This window comes from Brachybacterium sp. J144 (assembly GCF_036321705.1).
GTDB lineage: Bacteria > Actinomycetota > Actinomycetes > Actinomycetales > Dermabacteraceae > Brachybacterium.
This window is the reverse complement of record NZ_JAZDCG010000001.1, coordinates 341,697-361,733: the sequence shown is the minus strand read 5'-3', so window position 1 is coordinate 361,733 and position 20,037 is coordinate 341,697. Positions and strand designations below refer to the sequence as shown.

Genomic DNA, 20,037 nt, shown 5'->3' with positions numbered 1-20,037 from the left:
CAGAGGAACCCCCACCGCATGGCCCACCTGCTCGGCACCCAGAACCTCCACGTCGCGCTCCCCGACCGGGTGCTCCTCGACGACGTCACGATCGGGATCGACGAGGGCGACCGCATCGGCGTCGTCGGCCGCAACGGCGACGGCAAGTCGACCCTGCTCCGGCTGCTCTCCCGCGCGCAGGAGCCGCACGACGGACGGGTCACGGTGCGCGGCGGGGTGCGCGTGGGCGTGCTCAGCCAGCAGGACGAGGCGACGGTCGGGGCGACGGTGCGGGAGCGCGTGGTCGGCGATCGGCCCGAGTACGAGTGGGCGTCCGACGCGCGGATCCGCGACGTCCTCGCGGGGCTGCTCGGCGGGATCGATCTCGACGCCCGGCTCGACTCCCTCTCCGGCGGGCAGCTGCGCCGTGTCCACCTCGCCGAGCTGCTCGTCGGTGACTGGGAGGTGCTGCTCCTGGACGAGCCCACCAACCATCTCGACGTCGAGGGCATCGCCTGGCTCGCCGAGCACCTGCGCCGCCGGTGGAGCCCGAAGGACGGCGGCCTCGTGGTCATCACTCACGACCGCTGGTTCCTCGACGCCGTGTGCACCCGCATGTGGGAGGTGCACGACGGGGTGGTCGACCCGTTCGAGGGCGGTTACGCCGCGTACGTGCTGCAGCGCGTGGAGCGCGACCGGCAGGCCGCCGCGATCGAGGCCAAGCGCCAGAATCTCATGCGCAAGGAGCTGGCCTGGCTGCGCCGCGGAGCACCGGCGCGCACCTCGAAGCCCAAGTTCCGGATCGACGCCGCGAACGAGCTGATCGCTGGCGAGCCGCCGGTGCGTGATTCCGTCGAGCTGACCCAGTTGGCCACCTCGCGCCTGGGCCGCGACGTGATCGACATCGTGGACGTCGACGCCGGCTACGGGGACCGGACCGTGCTGAGCGACGTCACCCTGCACATCGGGCCGGCGGACCGGATCGGCATCCTCGGCCCCAACGGTGCCGGGAAGTCGACGCTGCTGGGGCTCGTGACGGGCTCGGTGTCGCCGCAGGCCGGCCGGGTCAAGCGTGGGAAGACGGTGACCGTCAAGGAGGTCACCCAGCGTCTCGACGGGTTGCAGGAGCACATGCACGAGCGCATCAGCGACCTCGTGGGTCGCTACCGCACGACCTTCCGCGCCGGGAAGGACGAGGTCAGCCCCGGCCAGCTGCTCGAGCGGCTCGGCTTCACCTCGGCTCACCAGAAGGTGCAGGTCAAGGAGCTGTCGGGCGGGCAGCAGCGGCGGCTCGATCTGCTGCTGACCCTGCTCGAGGAGCCCAACGTGCTGGTGCTCGACGAGCCGACGAACGACATGGACACCGACATGCTGGCCGCGATGGAAGACCTGCTCGATACCTGGCCGGGGCCGCTGCTCGTCGTCTCCCACGACCGATACCTGCTCGAGCGCGTCACGGACCTGCAGTTCGCGGTGCTCGACGGGGCGGTGCGACACCTGCCGGGCGGGGTCGAGCAGTATCTCGCGCTGCGCGCGGCGGAGGAGGAGGCCGGAGCGGGGGCCGGGTCAGGGGCCGGAGCTGGGGCCGGAGCTGGGGTCACCGGCTCGTCGGCGACGAACCCGGCCGACGGGAGTTCTGCGGGAGGCGCCCCGGCGCTCTCGGGTGCCGAGGCGCATGCCGCGCGAAAGGAACTCTCCGCGGTGGAGCGACGGATGCAGAAGATCTCCGCGCAGACCGAGACGCTGCACACGAAACTCGCCGACCACGACCAGTCCGACTATCAGGGGCTGCAGGGGCTGACCGATCAGCTGCGCGCGCTGGAGCAGGAGAACGAGGAGCTCGAGGAGCGCTGGCTCGAGCTGTCCGAGCAGATCGGCTGACCGCGGGGCCGGACGGGCGGTCCGTCGGGTCTCGCGGAGGCTCAGGCGGCCTCGGACCGGAGGTAGTAGAGATCGACACGGCGAGACGCCGATCCTCGGGAGCCCTGCGGGTGGGACCTCGTGCCGTCCCGGAGCGGGATCACGAGGGCCTCGAGGGCGCGCTGCAGCGTGGGCAGGGGCTGTGACCCGGGGTCTGTCTGGGGGTGCGGGGCGGGTTCATCCCACCGTCGCTCGTGGTCTGCCGGTTCTCGCCGGACCCGGTTCCGGTAGGTCCCGAGGGGGTCGAGGTCCACGGCTCCGCGCTCTGCGACCTGCCCGTAGCGGCTGATCCAGCGGACGCCGCGGCGCACGCTCGTCTCGTCCTCGATGACGCGGGCACGCACCCCGGCGCTCTCCTTGGCGTTGTCCGCGGCGCACAGTCCGTTGCCGTTGGCGAGGGAGGTCTCCCCACCCTCGGACCAGGGGACGATGTGGTCCATCTGCCGGATGTCGGCATCGCAGTGCGGGGCGCGGCAACTCTGGTGGGCATAGGTGAGGAAGCGGCGCAGCGCGGGCGGGAAGGCACGGGAGCGGGACTCGACCGCGACCAGCTGACCGTCCTCCGGATCGGTGTACAGGCGGCGCAGCGTGTGCGCGAGCTCGGGATCTGCGGATTCGGCGTCCCTGGCGGTGCGGCGCATCTCCTCGCGCACGTGCTCGAGGGGCACGGCCCCGAAGCCCTCGAGGATCGCGGCGTCGGCATGCTCCGGCGCGAGGAGGGAGCGGTCGGTGATGATGATCCCGAGCTCGAGAGTCGCGGGGTCGACGCCGTCGCCGCGGCCGACGAGGGCGTCCGCGAAGAGGTCGGCCATGATCTGCTGGTGCCCGCGTCGGTCGCCGCTGGCACGCGCGGCCTCCGCCGCGACGGAGAGACCCTTGCGGATCCTGGCGCCGTCCGCTGCGGGGATCAGCGCGGAGACCTTCGCCATCCCGTGCGGGGCGCGACGGATCCGCACGTGCCGCTCTCGGCGGGCCCGATGATGCCGGGCCGGGGCTGCCGCGGTATCGAGGCCGTGGAGCACCTTCTCGGCGAGGTCCGACCACTCCCGGGGGCCACAGTCCTGGTGCTCCTCCAGCCGGGAGGTGAGGATCTCGTCGGCCTGCCGACGGATCTCCGGCTCGACCGGGCCGAGCACGACGCCGACCTGATGCACCGCCTCGGGGGACAGAGTGCCCTCCGCGAGGCTCCGCAGCAGACCGGGCAGCGAGAGCACGAGCCGGCGGCAGGTGGCGAGGCTGCGACCGGCCACCGCGCGGGAGGAGCGCAGGGCGAAGGACGCCTCGGTGCGGGCGATGTCGACGGCGCGGCGCGGGCTCTCGCCGCGCTCGGCGCAGTCCTCGCGCACCGCCTCCTGGAGACGGATGAGGGCGCGGGCGCGGATCGCCTCGAGCGCGCCGTCGATCCGAGTGAGCTCGGCGAGCAGGGCGATGGACTCCGGCGCGGTGAGCGCGTCGAGCGTCTTGGAACCCTCGGCGCCGATCCGGGCGAGAGCGTCGCGAGCAGCAGAGAGGTCGACCTCGGCGAGGCGGATGTGCTGGTCCTCCAGCACCGCCCCACCGGCGACCCTGCTCGTGCCGTCCCCCGAAGATGTCATGCCTCCAGTCTCGTACACCCTTTCGAATAGAGCAAGGGGAATCACATAGCTACTGGGCAGTAGTTTCCTTTTGTGGATAACTACCGACTGGGGAGGAACGATTCTTACTGGCCCCCATTCTTCACCCGTGGGCCCGCACGCCGCGCGCTGCACGATTGGCCCGCTCGAGCGCGACGCGCGGCGTGAGAAGAGGGATTTCTCGGGTGCAGGAACGACGAAGCAGGCGGCGCGTCCCTGATATGCAGGAGAATTCTTCCATCGGACGCGCAGGTGATAGCGCGTGGCACACGGCGGGAGGCCCGCCGGGAGACGAGCGGTAGCCCCTAGCTCTCCTCGAGCACCCGTGCCCCCGGGGCGTTGCCCTCCGCGATCAGGCAGCTCTCGACGAGCCCCGCCGACTGCAGGGCGGCCGCTACGCCCCGCGCCTGGGCCTGGTCGGCGACCAGCACGGCGATCGTCGGCCCCGAGCCGCTGACCAGCGCACCCAGGGCGCCCTCGCGCAGCGCGGCGGCGAGGACCGGCTCGAGCCCGGGATGGAGGGCGAGAGCGGCGTCCTGGAGATCGTTGTGGAGCGTGCGGCCGAGCAGCTCGAGGTCCCCGCTCGCGAGGGCCTCGAGCTGGCGCGGGTCGATCCGCGGCTCGGGGGTGAGCGTTCGTCCGCGGGCGGCGGCGATCTCGTCGTGCCGGCGGTAGACCTCGGGGGTTGACAGGTGTCCTCCCGGCACGGCGAGCAGCCACGTGGGGTGCATCGCCGTGAGCACCGAGGAGAGGTCTCCCCCGTTGCCGCGGCCGAGCGCGGTGCGTCCGCGGAGAGCGAAGGGCACGTCGGCCCCCAGCCGCGCCGCGTGGGCGCGCAGCTGCGCCTCGCTCAGCCCCAGGCCCCAGAGTCGGTCGAGCGCCACGAGGGTCGCGGCGGCGTCGGCCGATCCGCCGCCCATCCCGCCTGCGACCGGGACCTCCTTGCGGATGTGCAGCTCCGCGCCGACGCTCACGTCGTGCTCGGCGCGGAGCTGCTCGGCGGCGCGCAGGGCGAGGTTGCGGCCGTCGAGCGGGATCTCCCCGGGCACGGCCGAGTCGACCGTGAGAGAGAGTTCGTCGGCCGGGACGACGGTGACGGTCTCGGCCAGGTCGACGGCGTGGAAGAGCGTCTCGAGCACGTGATAGCCCCGCGCGTCCACGGCGCCGACCGCGAGCGAGAGGTTGATCTTGCCCGGTGCCAGCACGACGACCCGTCGCGGGAGGCCCACACCGGCGCCCGGGCCCACACCGGCGCCCGAGCCCGCACCCGTCCCCTGGTCCGCACCCGACGCCGGGACCCCGCTCATGCGGGCACCTCGTCGGCGGCGCGGGCGATGGCCTGGAACTGCGCGATCTCGAGGGTCTCGCCGCGGGCCGACGGGTCCACGCCGGCCGCGCGCAGCACTGCCTCGGCACGGGGTGCGGAACCGGCCCATCCGGCCAGAGCCGCCCGCAGGGTCTTGCGCCGCTGCGCGAAGGCTGCGTCGACCACGGCGAACACCCGGGCGCGTTCCGCGTCGTCCCCGAGCGGGGTCTCGTGGCGGACCAGCTCGACGAGGGCCGAGTCGACGTTGGGCACGGGCCAGAAGATCTGCCGGGAGATCCGACCGGCATGCTCGGTGCGGCCGTACCAGGCGGCCTTCACGCTCGGGGCGCCGTAGGTGCGCGAGCCGGGGCCGGCGGCGAGGCGGTCCACCACCTCGGACTGCACCATCACGAGCGCCGTGCGGATTGAGGGGAACCGCTCGAGCACGGTGAGCAGGATCGGGGTCGCGACGTTGTAGGGCAGGTTCGCGACGAGCGCCGTGGGCTCGCCCGCACGGGGCAGCGACGGCAGCGCGGTCACCTGCAGCGCATCGGCATGCACGAGTCGGAAGCGGTCCTCCGCGACACCGCGGGCCCGCAGGGTGAGCGGCAGCAGCTCGGCGAGTCCGCGGTCCAGCTCGACGGCGACCACGTCGGCTCCCGCCTCGAGCAGGCCGAGGGTGAGGGAGCCGAGGCCCGGACCGACCTCGAGCACGGACCGGCCCGGCTCGAGGTGCGCCCGGCCGACGATCGTGCGCACGGTGTTCGGGTCCATCACGAAGTTCTGGCCCCGCTGCTTCGAGGGCCGGATGCCGGCGGCCTCGGCCAGCTCCCGGATGTCCCGGTGGGTGAGCAGCAGGCCCGCACTCTCGCGCTCGCCACCCGCGGCGCTCGCGGCGCCGGCCCCTGCGTCCCGGCTCATGCCGCCGCCGTCCACAGCGCGCCGTAGACCGACTCCGTCGTGGCCCGCACCCGTCGGCACGCCTCGGTCAGCTCGGTCCCCGTGACCTCGGCGATCGTGGCCATCGTCAGCGGGATGAGGTACGAGGAGTTCGGGCGGCCGCGGTAGGGCACCGGGGTGAGGAAAGGGGCGTCGGTCTCGACCATCACACGGTCGAGCCCGACCTGGGCGAGCGCCTCCCGCAGCGGGACGGAGTTCTTGAAGGTCACGGTGCCGGCGAAGGAGAGGTACCAGCCGCGGTCGGCGCAGGCGCGCGCGAACTCGGCGTCGCCGGAGAAGCAGTGGAAGACGGTTCGCTCGGGGGCGCCGTCCGCCTCGAGGATCTCGAGCACGTCGCGGTGCGCGTCGCGGTCGTGGATCTGCAGCGGGAGATCGAGCTCCTTGGCGAGCGCGATGTGGGCGCGGAAGGCGTCGATCTGGGCGGCGCGGGCGCGCTCGTCCTTGCGCGAGGTGCGGAACCAGTCCAGGCCCGTCTCCCCCACCACCACCATCCGCGGACCGCGGAGGAGCTCGGCGACCTCGGCGAGCGCGGCGTCGAGGTCGACGAGCGGGCGGCCGTCGTGGTCGGTGCCCCGCGCGTGGAGCGCCGCCTCGTTGGGGTGGATCGCGACGCCGCCGACGAGGCTCGGGGGGCAGGCGGGATCGGCGAGCAGCGCTGCCGTCCAGCGCACCGCCTCGAGGTCGGAGCCGATCGTGATCTGGCCGTCGACACCGGCTCGAGCCGCCCGGCGGACGTGCTCGCCGACCGTGAGGTGCTGCTCGCCGTCGGCGAAGTCGAGATGGCAGTGGTTGTCGATCACCGGGAACGGCAGCGGCTCGGGCTCCGGCGGCCAGGAGCGATCCCGGGAGGAGCTTCGCGGGTCGATGTCCTCACGGCGGCGCACCGGCTCGGGGGCGGCGGACGCGACGGTCGGCGCTGCGCTGGTCGACGCGGTCTCGGTCTCGTTCGGGGACGGCATGCGACCATCGTAGGAGCCGGGCCGTCGTCGTCCGCCGGGTTCCCCGCGACCGCGCGCCGCGGTGGGATAGCTCACGGGCAGCGGAGGGAGCGCGAGCGCGCGTCCTGTGGCAAGATGGGTCGTCGTTGCGCGTCCCTTTCGTGCACCCGAGCGCCCCGATTCCGCTGGAGTGGGTTCGGGTCGCTGCTCGGGCGGGATGCCGACGCCCGACCATCCTCCGGACCGTCAAGGAGCGTTCCCATGGCAGTGCCCAAGTTCAAGATGTCCCGCGCTCGTACGCGGTCCCGCCGTGCGCAGTGGAAGGCCGACAACGCCGGCCTCGTGCAGGTCACCGTGCGTGGCCGCACCGCCAATGTGCCCCGTCGCCTCGCCAAGGCCTACCAGCGCGGTCTCCTCCAGATCGAGGACTGATCCCGCGCGGGCCCGGCCCCGCAACTGTCACGACGCCCCCGTCACCCTCCGTGGTGACGGGGGCGTCGTCGTCATCGTGACGACCAGCGTGACGATCAGCCCCTCCGCTGCAGGGCGAGGTCGTAGAGCGCGCTCGCGGTGACCCCGCTGCGACCCCGGGCGACCTCCTTCGCGGCGTCCTTGAGGCGCTCCCCCGCCGCGGCCCGGGCCAGCACCGCCTCCACGAGGTCCTCGGCGCTCGCCGTCGTCGGCTCGGCCCCCGCCACGACGATCACGATCTCGCCGAGCACCTCGGTGCCCTCGGCCCAGGCGGTGAGCTCCCCGAGGGTCCCGCGCAGCACCTCCTCGTGGGTCTTCGTCAGTTCCCGGGCCACCGCGGCCGGACGGTCGGCGCCGAAGGCGGCGGCCATCGACGCGAGGGTCGCCGCGGTGCGGCGCGGCGACTCGAAGAAGATCAGGGTCCGCTCCTCCCCCGCGAGCGGCTCGAAGGCGGCGGCGCGCCGGCCGTCCCGACGCGGCGGGAACCCCTCGAAGGCGAAGCGGTCCGGGGCGATCCCGGAGGCGGCGAGGGCGGTGAGCACGGCCGACGGGCCCGGCAGCACGGTGACGGGGTGTCCGGCCGCTGTCGCGGCGCGCACCGCGCGGAAGCCCGGGTCCGAGACCACCGGCATCCCGGCATCGGTCACGATCAGCACCCGCTGCCCGGCCGCGAGGGCCTCGAGCAGCAGGGGCGTGCGCTCCGCCTCGTTGTGCTCGTGGTACGAGAGGATCCGCCCGGCGGCCTCGACCTCGAGATCGGTGAGCAGGCGATGGAGGCGCCGGGTGTCCTCGGCGGCGATGAGGTCCGCCGAGCCGAGCGCCCGCACCAGGCGCACCGAGGCGTCGAGCGGATTCCCGATGGGGGTCGCGGCGAGGGTGAGGACTCCGGGCTCCAGCATCCCGCCATGCTATCGAGGCGGGGCCATGACCTAGCATGTGCGCGTGCACACGCAGGAGGAGCAGGTCCCGACGCATCGCGCCGAGATCGGCGACGAGCCCGAAGCCCTCCTCGCCTCCTGGCGACGTCGCTTGCACGTCGATCACCGCCCCGCCGGGCGTCTGGCCTGGGCGGCGGCGATGGCGATCTTCGGGCTCGCGCTCGTGCTCCGTCTCTGGGGCCTCGGCGGCATCGGTGAGCTCATCTTCGACGAGACCTACTACGTCAAGGACGGCTACGCCCTCACCCAGGAGGGCGTCGAGATGGACTGGCCGGAGGAGCCCGACGCCGCCTTCGAGGCCGGGGACGTCGACTCGTACCTCGAGGGCGATCCCGCCTACGTGGTCCATCCCCCGCTCGGGAAGTGGCTCATCGGCGCCGGGATGATGCTGCTCGGGGCGGACAGCCCCTGGGGGTGGCGGATCTCGACCGCTCTCGCCGGATCCCTCGCCGTGCTGATGGTGACTCTCATCGGTCGGCGACTGTTCCGCTCCACCGCCGTCGGTCTCCTCGCGGGCCTGCTCATGGCGGTCGACGGGATGGCGATCGTGCATGCCCGCACGAGCCTGCTCGACAACTTCGTGATGGTGTTCGCGCTCGCGGCCTTCGGCGCGCTGCTGATCGATCGCGACCGGTTCCGCGCGCGCCTCGCCGTGACGATGGCCCGGATCCAGACCTCCTCCGAGGCGGAGCCGCCGCTCGGCGTCCCCGGCGGTCTGCGGCCCTGGCGACTGCTCGCCGGGGTGCTGCTGGGGATGGCCTGCTCGGTGAAGTGGTCCGGGCTGTGGTTCGTGGCCGTCTTCGGGATCATGACCGTGCTGTGGGACTGGTGGGCGCGGCGCACGGTCGCCCGGCGCAGGTGGTTCCTCTCCGGGCTGCTGCGCGATGCGATCCCCGCCTTCTTCGCCACGGTGGGGACGGCGCTGGTCGTCTACGTCGCGAGCTGGTCCGGCTGGTTCGCCTCCGCGATCGGCTACCACCGCCAGGTCGCCGCCGAGCAGGGCGTCGCGACCGGCACCCCGATCGTCGACGCGCTGCACTCGCTGTGGATCTACCATCGGCAGGCCTACGAGTTCCACGTCGGCCTCGACTCGGAGCATCCCTACGAGGCGAGCCCGCTGGGCTGGCTGATCATGCTCCGCCCCACCAACTTCTACTACCGCTCCTACGACTACGGCGAGCAGGGCTGCGAGGTCGCCCGCTGCGCCGCCCAGATCCTGAACGTCGGCAATCCGCTGATCTGGTGGCTGGGCGCCCTGGCCGTCGTGGTGACACTGGTGCTCGCGGTCTGGTTCCGCGACGGACGCGCCTGGGCCGCGCTCGCTGGGATCGCCGCCGGCTACCTGCCGTGGCTGATGTACCTCGACCGGACCATCTTCACCTTCTACGCGATCGCCTTCACCCCCTGGGTGATGCTGTGCCTCGCCTACGTGCTGGGCCTGGTGCTGGGCGGGGAGGACGCGGACCGTGAGCGCCGGCTCGCGGGCGGTCTCTTCGTCGGCTCCCTGATGGTGCTGATCGTGCTGGTCTCGGCCTTCTTCTGGCCCCTGTGGACCGGCCAGGTGATCGACGCCGAGCAGTGGCACTACCGCATCTGGCTGCCCAGCTGGAGCTGACGGCAAACCACGGTCAGCAGGCGCGCCGGAGCACCTGACGCCCGTACGATGTGCGCATGGCTCTGGACTCCGCAGCACTGCGCGATCTCGCCCGCGACCTGGGCGTCGGCACCGACTACTGGGGCTGGGACGGGATCCGGCGCGACGTCGCCGACGACACCCTCCGCGCCGTCCTCGCGGCCCTCGGCGTGCACGCCGAGTCCGATGCCGACGTGGCGCGATATCGCGAGGAGCGGGAGTCCGAGCGCTGGCGGCGCACCCTGCCGGCCGTGACGGTGCTGCGCGAGGACCGGGAGACGAGCATCCCGGTGCACGTCCCGCACGGAACGGCCGTGGGGGTCCATCTCGAGCTCGAGGACGGCTCGCGCCGGGACCTCGTCCAGGTCGAGGACTTCACCCCTCCCGCCGATCTCGACGGGGCCCTGCGCGGTCGGGCGCGCTTCGCGCTGCCGGCGGGTCTGCCGCTCGGCTGGCACCGACTGGTCGCCGAGGCCGCCGACGGCCGCCACGAGGCCGACGTGGTCATCGTGCCCGCGCGGCTCACCGTGCACGAGGCGTTCCGCGCCCGCCGGGCCGTCGGCGTGCAGGCGCAGCTGTACTCGGTGCGCTCGGAGCGCTCCTGGGGGATCGGCGATCTCGCCGACCTGCGGGATCTCGCCGCGATCCTCGGGGCCCGTCACGGTGCGGACTTCCTGCTGATCAACCCCCTGCACGCCTCGTATCCGACGCCTCCGGTCGAGCCCTCCCCGTACCTCCCGGTCACCCGCCGCTTCCCGAGCCTGCTCATGCTGCGCATCGAGGACATCGCCGAGTACCGCGACTTGCCCGCCCACGCCCGGCAGCGGATCGACCTGCTGCACGCCGAGGTCGCTCCGCTGAACTCAGGCGTCGAGTCGTTGGATCGCGACCGGCCGTTCGCCGCGAAGCTGCTCGCCCTCGAGGAGCTCTTCGCCGCCGGTCTCTCCCCCGCCCGCAGCGCGCTGCTCGAGGCGTTCCGCGCCCGGGAGGGGCAGGGGCTCGAGGACTTCGCCGTGTGGTCGGCCCTCGCCGAGGAGGCCCGGACGGCGCCCGGGGCGGATCCGGCCTCGGCCGCGGAGCGACTGCGCGCGCTCACCGAGGCGGATCGCGAGCGGGCCCGCACGGAGCTCGCAGGCCGCGTCGACTTCCACGTGTGGGTGCAGTGGCTGCTGGACCAGCAGCTCGCGGCCGCCCACACAGCGGCGCGCGAGGCCGGGATGCGGATCGGGATCATGCACGATCTCGCGGTCGGCGTGGAGCAGGTCGGGGCGGACTCCTGGAACCTCGGCGACATCCTGGCCCGCGGCGCGACCGTCGGCGCCCCGGCCGACCAGTACAACCAGCAGGGTCAGAACTGGAGTCAGCCGCCGTGGCACCCGCAGCGCCTCGCCGAGGCGTCCTACCGGCCATGGCGGGACATGCTGCGCACCCTGATGCGCCATGCCGGGGCGCTGCGCATCGATCACGTGCTGGGGCTGTTCCGGTTGTGGTGGATCCCCGCGGGGCATCAGGCCTCCGACGGCGCGTACGTCTCCTACGACCACGAGGCGATGATCGGGATCCTCGCCCTCGAGGCGCAGCGCTCGGGCACCCTGGTGATCGGCGAAGACCTCGGCACCTTCGAGCCCTGGGTGCGCGACTGCCTCGTGGATCGCGGGATCCTCGGGACCTCGATCCTGTGGTTCGAGCACGACGGCGAGGGGCGTCCGCTGCGTCCCGAGGACTATCGCGCCCTGTGCATGGCCTCGGTGAACACCCATGACCTCCCGCCGACCGCGGGCTATCTGGCGGGCGACCACGTCGCCCTGCGCCACGAGCTGGGGCTGCTCGAGCGCGGCCTCGACGAGGAGCGGGCGACCGATGCCGCCCAGCGCGAACAGGTGCTCGACCTGCTGCGCGCCGAGCAGCTGCTGCCCGCGCTGCCCACCGATGAGCTCGAGCTCGAGCAGATCGTGATCGCGCTGCACCGGCACCTGGCCCGCACCCCCGCGATGCTGCTCGGGGTCTCGCTCGTGGACTGCGTGGGCGAGCGGCGGATCCAGAACCAGCCCGGCACCGACGAGGAATACCCGAACTGGCGCATCCCTCTCGCCGATCCGGACCTCCGCCCGATCGGCGTGGATGAGATCGCCTCCGACGCCCGTACCGCCCGCCTGCTCGCCGCCGTGCGGGCCGAGCTGGGCTGAACGTCGCGGGGCTGAACGGCGCCAGATTGGCCCGGGAGGGTCAGCTCAGGCCGCGGTGACCTGTCCCCACTGCTCGCGCTCGGCGAGGAAGGCGCGGGCCGCGGCCTGGGCGCCCTCGAGCGTGTGGTGGGCGCCCCAGCCGCACTGGACCTCGTTCGCGGCGGGCACCTCGGTGGCCGCCAGGACGTCCTCGAGGGTCGCCGCGAGCAGCGGGGCGACGTCCTCGACGGTGTGGTCGCCGACCAGCAGCACGTAGAAGCCGGTGCGGCAGCCCATCGGGGACACGTCGAGGACGTCGCCGGTGTGGTTGCGCAGATGCTCGGCCATCAGGTGCTCGAGCGAGTGCACGGTCTCGGACTCGAGATGCTCAGCGTTCGGCTGGGTGAAGCGCATGTCGAACTTCGTCAGCACGTCGCCGCCGGGCAGCTGCTTGCGGTCGGCGATCCGCAGATAGGGGGCGGCGACGGTGCGGTGGTCGAGGTTGAAGCTCTCGACGTTCATGCGGGGCTGCTCGGTCACGGGGTTCTCCTGGGGTGTGGGTGGGGGCGGGTCAGCGGCTCGAGCGCGCGGTGCGGCCGCGCACCACGCCGACGAACTCCTGACGGATCGGCTCGTCGGCGCCGCGGGGCCAGACCAGCGCGATGCGGGTGGGCTCGGCGTCGACCAGCGGCCGGTGGGCGGCGTCCTTGCGATGGTGGAGCCGCGCGAGGGAGAGAGGCATGCGGGTGTAGCCGATGCCGGTCGCGACGACGGCCACGCGGTCCGCGGCGTCGTCAGGGTGCTCGGCCCGGATCTCCGTCTCCTCCGCGAGATCGTCCTCCGTGACCTCCTCGAGGAGGCTGAGGACGTTCTCCGTCGCGACCACGACCGCGGGCCGCTCCTCCCACAGGGCGACGACGTGCAGATCATCGTCGGTGACGGGCAGGCGCACGAAGCACATGTCCACCTCGCCCGCGGCGAGGGCGTCCTCCTGGCGCGAGAGCGGCACCGGGATCAGGTCGAGCCGAGCGGGTCGACGTCCGGCCTTCCAGCGGCGCAGGAAGCGGTCGGGCTCGACGCCGGGCACGAAGCCCACGCGGAGATGCGGGTGGTCCATGGGGCCAGCGTACGGCCCCCTCCGGGTCAGGCGGCGCTGACGGAGGGCAGGACCCGGGCGAGCAGCTCGCGCAGAGACCCCGCCGAGATCTCCCGCACCTCGACCCGGTCCTCGGGCGAGGAGGGGGTGTCCATGGCGTGCACCGAGGTGGCGGTCGCCATCACGGAGAGCTGGGAGGAGCCCTCGCCGGAAGCGCTCGTGATGACGGTCAGCGCGCGGGTGTCCGCGAGGCGCCGCCCGATCGGCGAGTCGGCCTCGAGCTCGGCGGCGGTGCCGGAGACCGACTCGCCGTCCTCCTCCCCCGCCACCTGGGCCTGGTCGACATAGCGGGCGAGCCGCTCGGGGACGACGGACCGGGTGGGGAGGCTGAAGTGGTGGAAGCCGTCCGCGGTGACCAGCTCCTCGAGGATGCCGTCCTGCGGGAAGACGTAGAGCATGAGGCTCGTCGCCTGCTCCTCGACCTGGCGGGCGAGGTTGAGGATCGCGAGCGGCATACCGCGCAGGGTGAGGAGTCCGGCGAGGGTGGGATCGAGCTGGGCGGCGCGGGTGACGGTCTGCCCGGTCTCGAGGTCCTCGCCCTCGGGCTGCTGCCGGGACTCGTCGAGCACCACCAGGCCGCGGGCGATGAGGGAGCGGGCGGCGACCGCGGCGGCCTGCTCGCGATCGAAGCCGGAGGCCTCGAGGAAGGGGCTGCCGGCGAGCTCGGCGCCCTCCAGCCCCTCGAGGGCCAGGAGCTCCTCGTCGCTGAGCACGGCGATCACGGAGGGGTCCTCGGCCGCGGTGGCGAGCAGGGCGTACGCGCCGGCGGCGTCGCGCTCGGAGATCAAGGTGGGGCTGGTCATGGCACCGATCCTAGGGGGTGGGGGCGGGGCTGGTCAGGGCTGGTCAGGAAAGGTCAGGAGAGGTCAGGAGAGGTCGGGGACGGTCGGGGGTCAGAAGCCGAAGGCGTTACCGAGACCGTCGATGGCCCCGCCGATCGCATCGCTCGCCGTCGAGGCCGCGTCGCTGATCGCCTCACCCGCCGACGAGACGGCCCCGCCGATGGCATCGCTCGCGGTCGAGGCCGCTCCGCTGATCACGTCGCCGGCGGTCGAGAAGGCACCGCCGACGGTCGAGGTGATCCCGTCCCAGTTGCGGTAGATCTCCCGTCCGAGGTCCATGCCGACGGAGACGATCCCGAGACCGGCACCGATCGCGCCGACGATCGGGGCAGCGGGTCCTGTGAAGGGCGCGGCGATCAGCAGGGCTCCGCCAACGGCGCTGAGGCTGCCGCTCACGCCGCCGTAGACGTCGCCGGAGGTGAAGCCCTTGTAGGCATTGATGCCGCCGGTGATCACGTCGACGGCCGGCAGCACCTTGCCGAGGCCCCGGCCGGCGGTCTTCAGCCAGGGGGCGACGTCGTCGAGCTTGTTCAGGACCGAGAGCGGCTTGAAGTCACCGAGAGCATTGGGGATGCCGAGCTTGGAGAGCAACTTCTCGCCGGCCGCCTGCCAGCCCTTGCCGCCCTGGAACAGCTCGTCGAGGTAGGCGGACTTCCAGAGCTTCTTCAGCCCGGCCTCGCTGAGCATCGCGAACTCGTCGGCAGCGCTGGGGATCGCGTCGATGAACTTCATCATCTTCTGGACGCCGCCGTAGATCCCCTGGCCCTTCAGCCAGACGTCCTTCAGCAGGCCCAGCGGATTCCAGCCGTCGTCCTCGCCGCTGCCGCCGCCGGAGCCGCCAGCCGCCCCGCCGACCTCGGAGGCCGAGTCCTGCTCCTCGGCGTGCCGATCGAGCTCGTTGCGCTTCTCCAGGATCCGCTCCGAGCCCTGCGAGAAGGAGGGGGCGATGCGGGAGGCCCAGTCCTGGCGGAAGGCGTCCGCATCGGTGCCGCGCCAGATGCTGTCGTCCATCACGAGCGGTTCGAGCTCGTCCCGCAGCTCGCCGAGCCGCCGCGCGCGCTCGAGCATCGACTGCGCGTGATCGCGCAGCTGCTCGGTATCCGCTCCGTAGAATCCGCTCATCGTCCTGACGCCCCTGTTCGTCCCCGGCGCGCACCGGTCGGTGCGGCCCTCGTGATGCCGGGACCACCGTAGGCGGGGCGCCCGGAGGAAGACCATGGGGAGGACTCCCCATGGCGGTCGACCGCGCCGCGCCGTCCCCTACGATCGTCGCGTGAACACCGTGGATCCTCGAGCCGCCGACAACGGATACGCCGCCGCGCTGTCCCGCAACGAGCTGTACGCGGACCTGGGGCTGCGCCGTACGGGAGACGTGCTCGAGCCTTCCGAGCGAGCGCTGCTGGCCCTCCCGGCCGTCGCGAGCGACGCCCCGACGGTCCTGATCGTCACCGATTCCCGGGTGGTGCTCTCTCGGGTCGGCGGGTGGCGTGCCCGGGCGAAGGCGCTGCGCTCGATCCCCGCCGCGAAGGTGCGGGGGGTCGAGTACCAAAAGGGTGCCTTCACGCGGCTGCGGCTGCTGGTCGACGGCGAGCGCGACCTGAGGCTGCTCCCCCACCGCAAGGACGACGCCGAACGTTTCGCGGGAGAGCTCGACCACCTCCTCCGCACGGGGTCCCTACCCGGCTGACGGGGCGGCTCCGGAGCGCCGCGGCGCTCAGACGGCCGACGACCCGCGCGCGGCGCGAGCGGGGTCCTCTGCACGGGCGGCGCCCTCCGCGCTGGCGAGGACCCGCAGCAGCTCGGCGGTGTAGCGCCCGGGCCGGGTGAGGTTCACGAGATGGGTGCCGTAGGGCAGGACCACCAGGCGGCCGTGCGCCGCCGCGGCGGTGAGGGAGCGCTCGTGCAAGCGCAGCTGGTCGAAGCGACCGTGGAGGAAGGTCACGGGCGCCTGCGTGCGGTGGAGGTCCCGGAGCGGATCGAGAGGTCCGACGGCGCGGAGCGCGGAGCCGACCGTCTCGAGATCCGCCCGTCCCCCGCGCAGGTACGCCCGGGAACCGTCGGCGCCCAGCAGGAGCCGGAGCAGGCGGGGATCCGCGTCGGCCCCTGCGCCGGGCAGCCGATCGGTCGCCGCGATCAGCGCTGCGTAGAGGCGGGCGGTCAGGGGCGAGGGGCGGACGGCGGCGCCGCAGGCGGTCAGCGAGCCGAGACGGGCAGGGCGTCGGCCGGCGACCGCGATCGCCAGCAGCCCGCCGAGGGAGCTGCCCACCAGGTGCACGGGCCCCTGCCCAGGGGCGGTGGCGAGCGCGTCCTCGATCCCCGCGAGCGCGGCCTCGAGGAGGAAGGGCTCCGCGCGTCGCGTGCCGTGCCCGGGAAGATCCGGGGTGAGCACCTCGTGCCCGGCCGCGCGCAGCCCGGGCAGCTGCAGATCCCATTGGCTGCGGGAGGTGCGCGCCCCGTGGACCAGGACGACGGGCCAGGGGCTCATACCGGCAGCGGCGCGCCGGCCGCGCAGCGGCGCAGGATCTTGGTGAACCGCTTGGGCCGCGAGAGGTTGGCGATGTGCCCGGCGCCCTCGAGCACCACCAGCTCCCCGTCGCGCGCGGCCTCGAGGAACAGCGCCTCATGACGGCGGAACGGATCGTGCTCGCCGTTGACGAAAATGATCGGCACGGAGATCGCGGCGACGTCCGCGAGCAGGTCGATCCCGCCGATCGCGCGCACCACCGCGGCGACCACGCCGTGGGCGCGACCGCCGCCGTAGTAGCGGCGGGCCGCCTTGCGGCTGTGCCGACGGGCGAAGGAGCGCTCCACGCGGGAGTCGGAGTCGCCGGGGAGCCAGTCCTTCATGGTCATCCACAGCCCGTAGAGGCGGGCGAGCGCGGGGCCGGGGACGATCGTGCAGTCGGCCGCGACCACGCCGGCGAGGCGATCCGCGGAGCGTCCCGCCCAGTGGAGGGTGAGATAGCCGCCCAGGGACAGGCCCACGAGCAGCGGCGGCTCGGTGCAGGCGTCGACGGCCGCGTCGATCGTCGCGAGCGCCGCGTCGACGGTGAACGGCTCGCCGCGGCGCGTGCCGTGCCCGGGCAGGTCGGGGGCATGGACCTCGAAGCCCTTCTTCCGGAGCCGGCGCACCTGGCCCGCCCACATGGTGCGGGAGGAGCGCACGGCGTGGATCAGCACGATGCTGTGCGTCATCCCCATCCCCTCCCCCGGTGAGCGCGCGGGCCGCCCGCGCTGCGCTGGGAGCGTACCGGAGTGATCACGGCTACGACGCGGGGATGTGAGCGATCGGGCGGCGGTCTCAGTCGGCGGCGGCAGACTGCAGGGCCGGGGGCGGCGTGAGCAGCGTCGCGAGGGTCGCCAGGGTGTCGCGCAGGGCGATGGAGGGCTCGAGCAGCCACTGGATCTGCAGGCCGTCGGAGGCGGCGATGACGAGCGCGGCGATGTGCGCGGGATCGACGTCGTCGCGGACCGCCCCCGCCTCCTGCTCGGAGCGCAGGGCGGCGGTGAGCGATTCCCGCAGGTGCTCGAAGCGGGGGGCGAAGAAGTCTCTCGAGGGGCCGGCGTCGGCCTCGAGCGAGGCGGCGACGAGCGTCGAGTAGAGCTTCACCAGCCCGGGCCTCTCGACGTTCAGCACAGCGGCCCGCACCATCTCGTCGACGGCCCGGCTGACCCCGCTGCTGTACTCCTCCCCGCGCTCCGTGGCGTCCCGCTGCGCCTCGGCGTGCTGGTAGACGGCGACCAGCAGCTGCTCGCGGGAATCGAAGTAGTGCAGCAGGGCCGCATGGGAGACGCCGATCGAGGTGGCGATGCGTCGCAGCGAGGTGCCGTCCGAGCCGCGCTCGCGGAAGACCTCGATCGCCCGGTCGAGGATCTCCTGCCGCCGCGCGACGCCCTTGGAGTACGCCCCGGGGCGACCGATCGCGACGGGTTCCTCCGGGGTCGCCCCAGGGGCTCCGTCCAGGGGCGTCGAGAGGGGCTCTGAAGGCGTCGCGGGCGTCATGGGCCGAACTCTAGCCCGCCAAAGCCTCCACATGGAGGTTTTTGCGTGCTAGCGTTCTTCCACCACGTCGGTGAGACGTGGCTCTCGCCCGACGATGACGCGTGAAAGAGGACCTTCGTGACGACACCCCTCGCCTCCATCCAGCTCTACACCCTCGCCGCCGAGTTCTCGGCGGACATGGACGGCTCCCTCGCCAAGCTCTCCGAGATCGGCCTGAAGAACGTCGAGGCCTTCGACTTCGTGCGCCGCCCCCAGGAGATCCGCGAGGCCCTGGACAAGGCCGGCCTGGCCTCCCCCACCGGCCATGCCCCGCTGCTCTCCGACGAGCTGTGGACCCCGGACGGCTCCATCCCCACCCCGGCCCAGGAGGTCGTCTTCGAGGCGGCCGCCGAGATCGGCATCAAGACGGTCTTCGAGCCCATGGTCGCCGCCGATCGCTGGCTGACCGAGGACGGCGTGAAGGACATCGCCGAGCGCCTCAACGCGGCCGCTGAGAAGGCCAAGGGCTTCGGCCTCGCCGTCGGCTACCACAACCACTCCCAGGAGTTCGTGGCGTCCTTCGACGGCGTCACCGCCTACGAGTACTTCATCTCGCTGGTCGACCCGTCGGTGCAGATCGAGCTGGACCTGTTCTGGGCCCTCGCCGGCCAGCAGGACGTCGTCGCGCTCGTCGAGCGCCTCGGCGACCGCGTGACCGCGATCCACGTGAAGGACGGCAAGGCCCCGGCCTCGAACCCCTTCGCCCCGGACGCCCCCAAGTTCTCCTCCGCCGACCTCGATCAGCGTCACGCCGGCGAGGGCGATGTGCCCACCGAGGCCGCCCTGAAGGCCGCGAAGAACGTGCAGTACGCCGTCATCGAGTACGACAACGCCCCCGGCGACGTCTTCGAGGACATCCGCGACAGCTACACCTTCCTCGTCGAGGGGGGCTTCGTCGCATGAGCGCCCCCGTCGGCGTCGGTTTCATCGGCGTGGGCGTCATCTCCGACACCTACCTCGAGAACCTGAACTCCTTCCCGGACGTCGAGGTGCTGATCCTCGGCGACCTCGATCTCGACCGCGCCCGCTCCCAGGCGGAGAAGCACGGCGTGCCCGCGCACGGCTCGGCCCAGGACGTCCTGGACCACCCGGGCGTGCAGGTGGTCGTCAACCTGACCATCCCGGCGGTCCACGCCGAGATCTCCTCCGCGGCGATCGCGGCCGGCAAGCACGTGTGGACCGAGAAGCCGCTGGGCCTGGACCGCGAGTCCACCGCCGCGCTGCTGAAGGCCGCCGACGAGGCGGGCCTGCGCGTGGGCTGCGCCCCCGACACGGTGCTCGGCCCCGGTGTGCAGACCGCCAAGCGGGAGATCGCCAAGGGCACCATCGGCCGTCCCCTCTTCGCGCAGACCTCAATGCAGTACCAGGGCCCCGAGGTCTTCCACCCGAACCCCGGCTTCCTCTTCGCGAAGGGCGCCGGCCCGCTGCTCGACATCGGTCCGTACTACTTCACCACCCTGGTGAGCCTGTTCGGCACCGTCGACAAGGTCGCCGCCGTGGGCCTCAAGGCCCGCGAGGAGCGCGCGATCCAGGTGGGCCCGAACGCCGGGCAGACCTTCCCCGTCGAGGTCCCCTCGACCATCTCGGTGCTGACCCAGTTCGAGGCCGGCCAGACCGGCACCTCCCTGGTCAGCTTCGACTCGCCGCTCGCCCGCCAGGGCATCGTCGAGATCCACGGCACCGAGGGCTCCCTCGTGGTCCCCGACCCGAACATGTTCGAGGGCCGGATCGCCTACGTGAAGCCCTTCGAGTCCTTCGGCGAGCGCCCGCCGGAGCAGAACTGGATCGAGGTGCCCCAGGAGGGCGTCGTCGTCGGCCGCGGCATGGGCCTGCTGGACATGGTCCGGGCCATCGCCGAGGACCGTCCGCACGTCGCGAGCGGCGAGCTGGGCTACCACGTGCTCGACGTGATGCTCTCCGCCGAGGAGTCCGCCGCCTCGGGCGAGTTCGTCACGGTGAACAGCTCGGTCGGCGAGATCCCGCTGGTCCCGGTCGACTTCGACCCCCTCGCCGCGACGATCTGAGACTCCGGATCGCCGTCTGCGACGACTCCCCCTGCACCGCTCGGTGCAGG

The 20,037-nt window shown here is 72.8% G+C and carries 19 protein-coding genes; 7 read left to right on the top strand and 12 right to left on the bottom strand.

The window, feature by feature from the left end:
* Positions 1-18: 18 nt before the first annotated feature.
* On the top strand, positions 19-1,860 hold the full coding sequence (locus tag V1260_RS01610) for an ABC-F family ATP-binding cassette domain-containing protein (protein WP_329745047.1): 1,842 nt from the start codon (positions 19-21) through the stop codon (positions 1,858-1,860).
* A gap of 41 nt (positions 1,861-1,901) precedes the next feature.
* On the opposite strand, the gene V1260_RS01605 is transcribed toward V1260_RS01610, so the two are convergent.
* From V1260_RS01605 to V1260_RS01590, 4 genes are all read right to left on the bottom strand, one after another.
* A complete protein-coding gene (locus V1260_RS01605; protein ID WP_329745046.1) occupies positions 1,902-3,494 on the bottom strand; it encodes an HNH endonuclease signature motif containing protein in 1,593 nt (530 codons plus the stop codon).
* A 323-nt stretch (positions 3,495-3,817) separates the two neighbouring features.
* Positions 3,818-4,819 carry a 4-(cytidine 5'-diphospho)-2-C-methyl-D-erythritol kinase gene (locus tag V1260_RS01600; RefSeq protein ID WP_329745045.1) on the bottom strand — a complete coding sequence of 334 codons (1,002 nt, stop codon included), beginning with the start codon at positions 4,817-4,819 and terminating at the stop codon, positions 3,818-3,820.
* A complete protein-coding gene (gene rsmA / locus V1260_RS01595; protein ID WP_329745044.1) occupies positions 4,816-5,739 on the bottom strand; it encodes a 16S rRNA (adenine(1518)-N(6)/adenine(1519)-N(6))-dimethyltransferase RsmA in 924 nt (307 codons plus the stop codon). Before rsmA ends, V1260_RS01600 begins: the two co-directional genes overlap by 4 nt.
* Positions 5,736-6,737, bottom strand: coding sequence for a TatD family hydrolase (locus V1260_RS01590; RefSeq protein ID WP_329745043.1), 1,002 nt, complete (start codon positions 6,735-6,737; stop codon positions 5,736-5,738). Before V1260_RS01590 ends, rsmA begins: the two co-directional genes overlap by 4 nt.
* A gap of 240 nt (positions 6,738-6,977) precedes the next feature.
* On the opposite strand from V1260_RS01590, the gene rpmF reads away from it, so the two are divergent.
* A complete protein-coding gene (gene rpmF, locus V1260_RS01585) occupies positions 6,978-7,148 on the top strand; it encodes a 50S ribosomal protein L32 (RefSeq protein ID WP_329745042.1) in 171 nt (56 codons plus the stop codon).
* A 95-nt stretch (positions 7,149-7,243) separates the two neighbouring features.
* Here the strand turns inward: rpmF and rsmI are convergent, their stop codons facing one another.
* Positions 7,244-8,086: a 16S rRNA (cytidine(1402)-2'-O)-methyltransferase gene (gene rsmI / locus V1260_RS01580; RefSeq protein WP_329745041.1), complete on the bottom strand. Its 843-nt coding sequence runs from the start codon at positions 8,084-8,086 to the stop codon at positions 7,244-7,246.
* A gap of 43 nt (positions 8,087-8,129) precedes the next feature.
* Between rsmI and V1260_RS01575 the strand changes: the two genes are divergently transcribed.
* Positions 8,130-9,740, top strand: coding sequence for a dolichyl-phosphate-mannose--protein mannosyltransferase (locus V1260_RS01575; RefSeq protein WP_329745040.1), 1,611 nt, complete (start codon positions 8,130-8,132; stop codon positions 9,738-9,740).
* 56 nt (positions 9,741-9,796) lie between these two features.
* The gene (malQ, locus tag V1260_RS01570; protein WP_329745039.1) at positions 9,797-11,944 is read left to right on the top strand and encodes a 4-alpha-glucanotransferase; all 2,148 of its coding nucleotides are present in this window, start codon (positions 9,797-9,799) and stop codon (positions 11,942-11,944) included.
* A 45-nt stretch (positions 11,945-11,989) separates the two neighbouring features.
* Here malQ and V1260_RS01565 read toward each other — a convergent pair whose 3' ends face one another.
* From V1260_RS01565 to V1260_RS01550, 4 genes are all read right to left on the bottom strand, one after another.
* Entirely contained in the window at positions 11,990-12,463 is a 474-nt protein-coding gene (locus V1260_RS01565; RefSeq protein WP_329745038.1) for an S-ribosylhomocysteine lyase, read from the bottom strand.
* 31 nt (positions 12,464-12,494) lie between these two features.
* Positions 12,495-13,040, bottom strand: coding sequence for a LysR substrate-binding domain-containing protein (locus V1260_RS01560; protein ID WP_329745037.1), 546 nt, complete (start codon positions 13,038-13,040; stop codon positions 12,495-12,497).
* Positions 13,041-13,066: 26 nt separating this feature from the next.
* Positions 13,067-13,882 (bottom strand): hypothetical protein, encoded by an 816-nt coding sequence (locus V1260_RS01555; protein WP_329745036.1) that lies wholly within the window; start codon positions 13,880-13,882, stop codon positions 13,067-13,069.
* A 90-nt stretch (positions 13,883-13,972) separates the two neighbouring features.
* Positions 13,973-15,043, bottom strand: coding sequence for a hypothetical protein (locus tag V1260_RS01550; RefSeq protein ID WP_329745035.1), 1,071 nt, complete (start codon positions 15,041-15,043; stop codon positions 13,973-13,975).
* Between the two features lie 151 nt (positions 15,044-15,194).
* Here V1260_RS01550 and V1260_RS01545 point away from each other — a divergent pair, with 151 nt between their 5' ends.
* A complete protein-coding gene (locus V1260_RS01545; protein ID WP_329745034.1) occupies positions 15,195-15,608 on the top strand; it encodes a hypothetical protein in 414 nt (137 codons plus the stop codon).
* Between the two features lie 27 nt (positions 15,609-15,635).
* Here V1260_RS01545 and V1260_RS01540 read toward each other — a convergent pair whose 3' ends face one another.
* The 3 genes from V1260_RS01540 to V1260_RS01530 all read right to left on the bottom strand — a co-directional run bounded on the left by V1260_RS01540 (position 15,636) and on the right by V1260_RS01530 (position 17,924).
* The gene (locus V1260_RS01540) at positions 15,636-16,406 is read right to left on the bottom strand and encodes an alpha/beta fold hydrolase (RefSeq protein ID WP_329745033.1); all 771 of its coding nucleotides are present in this window, start codon (positions 16,404-16,406) and stop codon (positions 15,636-15,638) included.
* Positions 16,403-17,116 carry an alpha/beta hydrolase gene (locus V1260_RS01535; protein WP_329745032.1) on the bottom strand — a complete coding sequence of 238 codons (714 nt, stop codon included), beginning with the start codon at positions 17,114-17,116 and terminating at the stop codon, positions 16,403-16,405. The genes V1260_RS01540 and V1260_RS01535 overlap by 4 nt, the downstream gene beginning before the upstream one ends.
* Before the next feature lie 106 nt (positions 17,117-17,222).
* Positions 17,223-17,924 carry a TetR/AcrR family transcriptional regulator gene (locus V1260_RS01530; RefSeq protein ID WP_329745031.1) on the bottom strand — a complete coding sequence of 234 codons (702 nt, stop codon included), beginning with the start codon at positions 17,922-17,924 and terminating at the stop codon, positions 17,223-17,225.
* Between the two features lie 117 nt (positions 17,925-18,041).
* On the opposite strand from V1260_RS01530, the gene V1260_RS01525 reads away from it, so the two are divergent.
* Positions 18,042-18,866 carry a sugar phosphate isomerase/epimerase family protein gene (locus V1260_RS01525; protein ID WP_329745030.1) on the top strand — a complete coding sequence of 275 codons (825 nt, stop codon included), beginning with the start codon at positions 18,042-18,044 and terminating at the stop codon, positions 18,864-18,866.
* Positions 18,863-19,987, top strand: coding sequence for a Gfo/Idh/MocA family protein (locus tag V1260_RS01520; protein WP_329745029.1), 1,125 nt, complete (start codon positions 18,863-18,865; stop codon positions 19,985-19,987). Before V1260_RS01525 ends, V1260_RS01520 begins: the two co-directional genes overlap by 4 nt.
* The last annotated feature ends 50 nt before the right edge of the window (positions 19,988-20,037 follow it).

Bases quoted from the DNA above. Each gene is read 5' to 3' on its own strand.
- malQ (WP_329745039.1), top strand. From the start codon at position 9,797: ATGGCTCTGGACTCCGCAGCACTGCGCGATCTCGCCCGCGACCTGGGC.
- V1260_RS01540 (WP_329745033.1), bottom strand. From the start codon at position 16,406: ATGAGCCCCTGGCCCGTCGTCCTGGTCCACGGGGCGCGCACCTCCCGC.
- V1260_RS01610 (WP_329745047.1), top strand. From the start codon at position 19: ATGGCCCACCTGCTCGGCACCCAGAACCTCCACGTCGCGCTCCCCGAC.
- V1260_RS01530 (WP_329745031.1), bottom strand. From the start codon at position 17,924: ATGACGCCCGCGACGCCTTCAGAGCCCCTCTCGACGCCCCTGGACGGA.
- V1260_RS01605 (WP_329745046.1), bottom strand. From the start codon at position 3,494: ATGACATCTTCGGGGGACGGCACGAGCAGGGTCGCCGGTGGGGCGGTG.
- V1260_RS01560 (WP_329745037.1), bottom strand. From the start codon at position 13,040: ATGGACCACCCGCATCTCCGCGTGGGCTTCGTGCCCGGCGTCGAGCCC.
- V1260_RS01590 (WP_329745043.1), bottom strand. From the start codon at position 6,737: ATGCCGTCCCCGAACGAGACCGAGACCGCGTCGACCAGCGCAGCGCCG.
- rsmI (WP_329745041.1), bottom strand. From the start codon at position 8,086: ATGCTGGAGCCCGGAGTCCTCACCCTCGCCGCGACCCCCATCGGGAAT.
- rpmF (WP_329745042.1), top strand. From the start codon at position 6,978: ATGGCAGTGCCCAAGTTCAAGATGTCCCGCGCTCGTACGCGGTCCCGC.
- V1260_RS01550 (WP_329745035.1), bottom strand. From the start codon at position 15,043: ATGAGCGGATTCTACGGAGCGGATACCGAGCAGCTGCGCGATCACGCG.
- V1260_RS01600 (WP_329745045.1), bottom strand. From the start codon at position 4,819: ATGAGCGGGGTCCCGGCGTCGGGTGCGGACCAGGGGACGGGTGCGGGC.
- V1260_RS01520 (WP_329745029.1), top strand. From the start codon at position 18,863: ATGAGCGCCCCCGTCGGCGTCGGTTTCATCGGCGTGGGCGTCATCTCC.
- V1260_RS01535 (WP_329745032.1), bottom strand. From the start codon at position 17,116: ATGACGCACAGCATCGTGCTGATCCACGCCGTGCGCTCCTCCCGCACC.
- V1260_RS01555 (WP_329745036.1), bottom strand. From the start codon at position 13,882: ATGACCAGCCCCACCTTGATCTCCGAGCGCGACGCCGCCGGCGCGTAC.
- rsmA (WP_329745044.1), bottom strand. From the start codon at position 5,739: ATGAGCCGGGACGCAGGGGCCGGCGCCGCGAGCGCCGCGGGTGGCGAG.